Below are 2,509 nucleotides of genomic sequence, written 5' to 3' on the forward strand. Positions count from 1 at the left end.
CTATGAAGAGTATTACCCTTATGGTGGCACTGCGATTTGGTCTAGCGAAAATGCAGTAGAGGCTGATTACAAAACCATTCGTTATTCAGGTAAAGAAAAAGATTCTACGGGTATGTATTACTATGGTTATCGCTATTATCAACCGTGGATTGGTCGTTGGTTAAGTGCCGACCCAGCCGGTACGATTGATGGACTAAATTTATACCGAATGGTGCGCAATAACCCAGTGACATTGCATGATCCGGATGGACGAGCGCCCACGCCTTCAACCGCATCGACTTCTGCAACAACAAGTGAGCATTTTATCAATCGATTACCGACTTCATTTCATGAAATAAAAACAAATAATTGGGCGAGGGAGGTTATTAATCAGGCTGAGGTTTGGAATCAAGAAGATTCACTCGACTTTAAAAGAGAAACTCACTATACAGTCAGTAAGTTAGGCCGGCATTTTTCGCTCTATTCAACCCCTGATTATCCATCAAAACAACTCATTGTTACTGCCCATGGTGCTTTTAACTTAAACAGTGGAGCGGTTCCAATACCCGATGGAATGACATTAGAATTCTTAAATCCACACAGAACTTTTTTATTGGATCCGGGGATTGATAATGTCGCAATAGAAAAGAGTCTTACGTTATTTTCCATTTCAAATCATCATATGGAGTTACATAATCAATTCGCGATTGAAGAAATGGAATTATTGGGAATAAGGACAGTGACAGGCGAGTATAATAATATGAATTCTAAAGTAGCAGAAGAAGATAATAATGGGAGAATTAATATTACAAATTATAGATTAACCACATATGAGACCGATACACCCGATAAAATAGGTAATGCGTTGGCTGCCAATCGAGCGATTACGCAAACAATTCAAGATCAAACAGTAAGAACGGATATTGTCACAGTAAGTGATACGATCACTTCTGATGGGCTTTCTTTTCCTTCAGTTACGACAATGGGAAGACTTTTCAATGACTTAAGGGTAAATAATATTAAATATGACAATATTGTCTGCTCATTTTGTCGTTCCAAAGATGACAGGCCCAATATGGACTATGATCCTATTCGACAGATACGTGAATAACCTTATTGTAACGCTCTTAATAATGTTTAGAGGCTAGACGATAAGTGCGGTTAAATTAATCATGAGGAATTTAGTTTAGAAATAAATTAATAATAAATCTTCATGACCCAATATATTTAACCGCCATTAATCAATAACGAAATATTTATTATCTATAAAAAGAAAATTGAAAGGAATTAAAAATATGTTAAATAAACAATTACACACAAGAACGCCAACGGTGGTGGTTCATGATAATCGAGGATCGGCTATTCGAGAAATTAGCTATTGCCGTCATCCTGATACGGTTAGCCAAACCGATGAGCGTATTACGCGTCACCATTATCATGTTCGCGGTTATTTAGAACGCAGTATTGATGCAAGATTGTATGAAGCACAACAAACAGACTCAGCAATTCAATCGAATATTCAACAAACGGTGAGTTTAGGTGGCGCGATTGCTGTATCTCAAGGGATTGATAATGGTACAAGCTTTAGTCTTAATGATATTGAGGGTACCGTTTCACAACAGATTAATGCAAAAGGTACGGTGACAACGTATGAATATTCTGAGCCCAGCGTTGAGCGATATTTAGAGCAAGTCAAAGAAGGAAAATTAGGGAATTCAGACAAGAAGGTTATTCAGAAATTTAAATGGGGACAAGGAAACGCGAGTGAGTTAATCGATACCAATCAAGTGGGAAAATGTATTGAACATTTTGATACGGCAGGTAAAAAAACGTATAGCAATTATTCTCTCTTGGGGCATGTTATTGCACAAACACAACAATTGCATATGGGTAGTGTTATTGATTGGAATTCAAGTCGTGAAGTAAATGATATTCAACAAGCTGAAAAATTTACCACTCAATATACTTATGATGCGACAGGAGTTGTATTAGAAGAAACCGATGCAAAGGGGAATAAACGCCGTATTGCCTATGATATTGCAGGCTTTGTTAAGCAATCTTGGTTGACCTTAAAAGGACAATCAGAACAAGTGATTTTACGCGCTTTAACCTATTCTGCTACGGGGCAAAAATTACGTGAAGAGCAGGGTAATGGCTTAGTCACCACTTATGAATATGAGCCTGAAACGCAACGTTTACTGCATGTCAAAACACAGCGTCCTCAAGGTCATGCATTAGGTGCGAAGATCATGCAAGATCTGCGTTATGAGTACGATCCCGTCGGCAATATTATCTGTCTGAAAAATGATGCTGAAGCGACTCGCTACTGGCGTAATCAGAAAATCGTGCCTGAAAATCGTTATATCTATGACTCTCTGTATCAATTAGTGAGTGCAACAGGCCGTGAATCTGCAAATCAAAAAACACCTGCATCAATCCAATCTCAAACCATTACCACGTTGGTCAAAGATGCACAAAGTTATACCAATTACACGCGTTTATACGCTTATGACAGAGGCGGTAATTTAAT

At 38.1% G+C, this 2,509-nt stretch carries 1 protein-coding gene and 1 pseudogene; both read left to right on the top strand.

Going from position 1 to position 2,509, the window contains the following annotated elements; translation table 11 throughout:
* Positions 1-1,090, top strand: a 1,090-nt coding sequence (locus tag M983_RS18020; RefSeq protein WP_281180126.1) for an RHS repeat-associated core domain-containing protein, incomplete at its 5' end; no start/stop codon positions are given.
* A 184-nt stretch (positions 1,091-1,274) separates the two neighbouring features.
* Positions 1,275-2,509: pseudogene (locus M983_RS16335) on the top strand (RHS repeat protein); the annotation flags it as partial.

This window comes from Proteus myxofaciens ATCC 19692 (assembly GCF_001654855.1).
GTDB lineage: Bacteria > Pseudomonadota > Gammaproteobacteria > Enterobacterales > Enterobacteriaceae > Proteus > Proteus myxofaciens.